Consider the following 3,800-nt stretch of genomic DNA (forward strand, 5'->3'; position numbering starts at 1 on the left):
GCCGCCGTCCGCGAGGAAACGATCCGGCAAACCATTTTCGCCTGTGCCCCCCGGCGCAGGGGCTTACGCGAAATGGCCGGAACCCTCGCACAACTCTTCTCCACCGCCACCCGCGCCGCATGAAACCTGCGAAAGGCCAGTTTCCATAGCCTTCTCATCAATAACGATTCTCGGATACTTACCTTCAGGCCCGTGTTGCCACAACCACGATGCAGGTACACCTTTATCCAACTGCTTTCCCACGAGTCTGCTGATCACTATTTCACACTGCCTACGAGGATCCTCGACATCATTTGACGCACAATGCTCAAACAAGTTGCATAACCCGGGAGCAACTCCGGCACGGCTTACTGCCTGAGCAAGAGCCTTCGCCGGAAGGTCTTCCGCTGTTATTAGGTCAAACCACCGGGTCAAGACCCGCTTAAGCAACAAGATCGCCTTTTTTTCGTGAAGCTCCTGGGCTTGCTTCGTGCGGAACCGGTGCTTATCACTCATAAGCACGCCTCCTTGCGCAAAGTAGACCTAAGGCATCTTGTTTGGAATTTACCGAATGACAGATCAAGAAGCAAGAAAAAAATTGGGCACTTAACCCAGCGTGGACATGGCTTGGAGACGAATAAAAAGTTTCGCATTGATCTCGACGTCATCGTTGGCCGAACCGGCGGTGGCGATGCAACCGTTGCGCATTGCGATACGCTTGTCGTTCCAATCGTTGAGGTCAGCCTTCAGCAGGCAAGCGCCCGGAAGGACATCGTCAAGCGAAATGCCCAGCAGCGCCATGAGGCGCAGCGCCATCCGTTCAGTCAGGAACTTAGGGGAGCCGTTTAGGGCCTTAACCACATCTGGCTTTGGCAGCCCAACCATCTCGGCTAATTTCTCGGGGGAGAAGCCGGCATCCGCGCAAGCGGGGTTCACCGCATTTCGAACAATTTGCCGGATGCCATCTGGACCACCGAAAAATTCGGCGGCCTCCGCGGCGACGCTACCGTAACCATCTGGCATGACGCACCCTTTCTTAATATCGGGCATCCAGATCCGAATCTTTACCCCTTTGGCACAGACAAACAAGCCTAGATACCGAGTGTCGCCGAGGGACGATGGTCCGTCAAGTTAAAAACAAGCCAAAAAAACCACCCTCGAACCGGCTCGGCAGAGCCTAAAGTCTCCCTAATCGCCCCTCATGTATCTCAAATATACCCTATAAATGGGCCCGCGTCAAGGTCTTTCTGAAGAAGTCGCGCTGGTACGGCCCTCGGAGAGGCCGTCGGCAAGGCCCTGGCCGAGGTTCAGGCTGGCCACCATGCCGGCGATGAACCCGCCGACCCATTTGATCGTTTCCAGGTCGCGCCCCGCCAGGACGAGACCCACGACGGCCGCAATGCCCAGCAGGCTCAGAATCATCTTCTTCGATTTCAGCAGTTCCGCCATGACTTGCTTCTCCTTCGCTGTTCCCGCGGGCGAGCCTTTCACGGCCTGCCCTTCGCTCAGCCTTCCAGGAGCGCCGTCGCCACCTGGCGCGCCAGGCCCACGAGTTCCACCAGCGTCGCCGGCAGCAGGCGCTCCTGGCGCAGGCGCCGCTTCAGTTCCACCAAGTCGCGCGCGTCCACGACCGGTTCGAACTCGCCCAGACTGAAAACGTCCGTTTCAACCTCGTCGAGAGGGTCGGCCCGGTCGGCGGTGCGCGCCGTTTCCTCGGCGGCCTCGCCGGCCGCTTCCAGAAACTCAATCGCCGCCTGTCCCAATTTCGCTTCCGCTTCCGCCATCGCTCTCACTCCTTTGCGCCGCGTACTCACCCATCGCCTGCTCGGCCTCCGGCTCGCGGACGAACAGGCCCCTCACGAGCGCCGCCAGGCGCCCGTATTCCGCCACAAGGTCCAGGGCTTCCTCCCCGAGTTCGATCGCCCGGCCGAACGCCGCCTGGCGCTGACCGAACTCCACGTCGAGGTGCGCCAGGTTCGCCCGCACCTCGTCCTCCAAGGCGGCGCGCTTCCGCACCTTTTCCATCACCGTCGCCAGGGGCACGCGCCCCCCGCCGTCGGCCGCCTGCGAAAGCGACGCCTCGACCGCCACATCCAACCGCGCCCGCTTTTCGGCGAGTAACTGCGCGCTTGCCTTCGCGTGGTACGCCGCCATCTCATCGCGGTACTGGTGCATGGCGGCCAACTGGAGACGCTGGCACTGCTCGAGCGCCTGCGGGGCACAACCCGAAACCGACAGGAGTGCCGAGAACAGTGCAACAACAGCGCCGATTCTCAAGACACGGCTCATGGATTTCCTCCTTCGTCTGACAGGGCTCGCGGGTTCGTACCATCGCGGGGCGCCATCAACGTGGCCACCAGGTTCTTCACTTCGCGCCGAAGGTCCCGCAAGTCCTCGCGGACCTCGCCGCGCACAGCTTCCACCATCTCGACCGTTCCGGGATGGGGGCCCGCCTCGTGCGCCCGAAGCCAGTACCCCAGACCCGCCAGGTTGACGCCGCCCGAGAACAACTGCCCGCCCACCACCAGCAGGATGACCAGGCGCCTCAGGCCGCGCAGTTCATCCCACGTGCGGCGGTTGGCCTCGCGCTGCTCCGCATGAAGCGTCTCGCACACTTCCCGGGTGACGTACGGCCCCCGGCCGGACGCAAATCTATCCGCCGTACTCAAAGTCCACCTCCACGATGAGCCTCACGGGGCCGGCTACCGCCAGCCCTTCGCGGTACGTGCTCGTATAATCCGGCCCGGACGGATCCCACTCCGGCCGGTCGAACGAGTCTGGCCGCGCCGAACGGACCATGAGGACCGTGTCACCGCCGGTGTTGATGGCGACGGCAGGGATGAGAATCGCTTTCGGGCCGTAGTCGTCGCTCACAAACGTGTCGAGGGGATCGCCCTCGCCGTCCACCACCTCGGCGGTAAACGTGTCCGAGTAGTCCGCCGAGCCGGACGGCGCCTCGGTCGTGAAGTCCAGCCGGGCCTGCCGGACCTGGCAGCCGGCGAGCGCGGCCGTGGCAAACGTCATCCGAAACTCGCGCGACTCCAGGAACCATTGCTGGCTGAAAGAGTCGTCGTACACCTCGCCGCCCATGCCGACGTCGTAGGCGAGGCCCGACGCGACGCCGTCGTCCTGGCCGTCGAAAAGGGCGAAGGTGTCGGCGCGGTCCTGCGGCCAATCGCTGATGCCGAACATCAGCCGGTACACGCTATCGCGCCGGGCGGCCTCCGAGACCGTCGGCAGAATCCGCACGCGGTCCAGCCGATTGATCGCCCTGTAAAGTTCGTCGAAGAACGCCGCGGCCGCCGGCGTCCAGGGGGCGCTCACATCTGTCAGGTCATGCGTCCAGTTGTTTTTCCCGAAGGCGTCCTGGCAGAGGTTGGCCAAGCCGTAAAGCGCCTCCCGGTTCGGGTCCCACCAGCGGTACGGCCAGGCCAGGAGCAGCATCTGTTCGATCTGGTGCTGGAAGTTGGCCATCGTCCGGTTGGGCTGCCCGCCGGTTTTCCCTTCCGGCTCGCCGACCAGGGGGTCCCAGCGATTGAACGCCGACGGCACGAAGCCCGCCGGGACCAAAGCCTCGCGTTCCGCGAGGGCCGCGCGGACCTCGTTGATCACAAGGTCCGCATCCAGCGCGTCGCCCTTTGCGGGGGGCCACCGGTCGCTCCAGGCCATCGTTCGTCTCCACGCGACTGCGAATCAGACCATCCGCGGCGGATGCAGAAGGATCGTCCATCCCGCCGGCGTCCGGAAGAGGCGCACATATCGGTCGAAGCCCTCGGGCCCCGCCAGATACCCCGCCTCGTCGCCCCAGAGTTCGCCGAGGT

General features: G+C 63.4%; 7 protein-coding genes. All 7 read right to left on the reverse strand.

The features are described 5' to 3' along the window. Positions 1-63: 63 nt before the first annotated feature. Positions 64-495 (reverse strand): hypothetical protein, encoded by a 432-nt coding sequence (locus NTX40_11340; GenBank protein ID MCX5649668.1) that lies wholly within the window; start codon positions 493-495, stop codon positions 64-66. A 90-nt stretch (positions 496-585) separates the two neighbouring features. Further along, positions 586-1,029, reverse strand: coding sequence for a hypothetical protein (locus NTX40_11345; protein ID MCX5649669.1), 444 nt, complete (start codon positions 1,027-1,029; stop codon positions 586-588). A gap of 186 nt (positions 1,030-1,215) precedes the next feature. Continuing rightward, a complete protein-coding gene (locus NTX40_11350; GenBank protein MCX5649670.1) occupies positions 1,216-1,428 on the reverse strand; it encodes a hypothetical protein in 213 nt (70 codons plus the stop codon). Positions 1,429-1,484: 56 nt separating this feature from the next. Then, positions 1,485-1,763, reverse strand: coding sequence for a hypothetical protein (locus NTX40_11355; GenBank protein MCX5649671.1), 279 nt, complete (start codon positions 1,761-1,763; stop codon positions 1,485-1,487). Further along, positions 1,723-2,268, reverse strand: coding sequence for a hypothetical protein (locus tag NTX40_11360; GenBank protein ID MCX5649672.1), 546 nt, complete (start codon positions 2,266-2,268; stop codon positions 1,723-1,725). The genes NTX40_11355 and NTX40_11360 overlap by 41 nt, the downstream gene beginning before the upstream one ends. Beyond that, entirely contained in the window at positions 2,265-2,648 is a 384-nt protein-coding gene (locus NTX40_11365) for a hypothetical protein (GenBank protein MCX5649673.1), read from the reverse strand. The genes NTX40_11360 and NTX40_11365 overlap by 4 nt, the downstream gene beginning before the upstream one ends. Next, positions 2,632-3,648, reverse strand: a complete 1,017-nt coding sequence (locus NTX40_11370; GenBank protein MCX5649674.1) for a hypothetical protein — start codon at positions 3,646-3,648, stop codon at positions 2,632-2,634. The genes NTX40_11365 and NTX40_11370 overlap by 17 nt, the downstream gene beginning before the upstream one ends. Positions 3,649-3,800: the final 152 nt, after the last annotated feature.

Source organism: Planctomycetota bacterium (assembly GCA_026387035.1).
GTDB lineage: Bacteria > Planctomycetota > Phycisphaerae > FEN-1346 > FEN-1346 > JAPLMM01.

What these genes read in the sequence shown, in the direction of transcription:
- NTX40_11350 (MCX5649670.1), bottom strand. Translation starts at nt 1,428, where the DNA reads ATGGCGGAACTGCTGAAATCGAAGAAGATGATTCTGAGCCTGCTGGGC.
- NTX40_11360 (MCX5649672.1), bottom strand. Translation starts at nt 2,268, where the DNA reads ATGAGCCGTGTCTTGAGAATCGGCGCTGTTGTTGCACTGTTCTCGGCA.
- NTX40_11370 (MCX5649674.1), bottom strand. Translation starts at nt 3,648, where the DNA reads ATGGCCTGGAGCGACCGGTGGCCCCCCGCAAAGGGCGACGCGCTGGAT.
- NTX40_11340 (MCX5649668.1), bottom strand. Translation starts at nt 495, where the DNA reads ATGAGTGATAAGCACCGGTTCCGCACGAAGCAAGCCCAGGAGCTTCAC.
- NTX40_11345 (MCX5649669.1), bottom strand. Translation starts at nt 1,029, where the DNA reads ATGCCCGATATTAAGAAAGGGTGCGTCATGCCAGATGGTTACGGTAGC.
- NTX40_11355 (MCX5649671.1), bottom strand. Translation starts at nt 1,763, where the DNA reads ATGGCGGAAGCGGAAGCGAAATTGGGACAGGCGGCGATTGAGTTTCTG.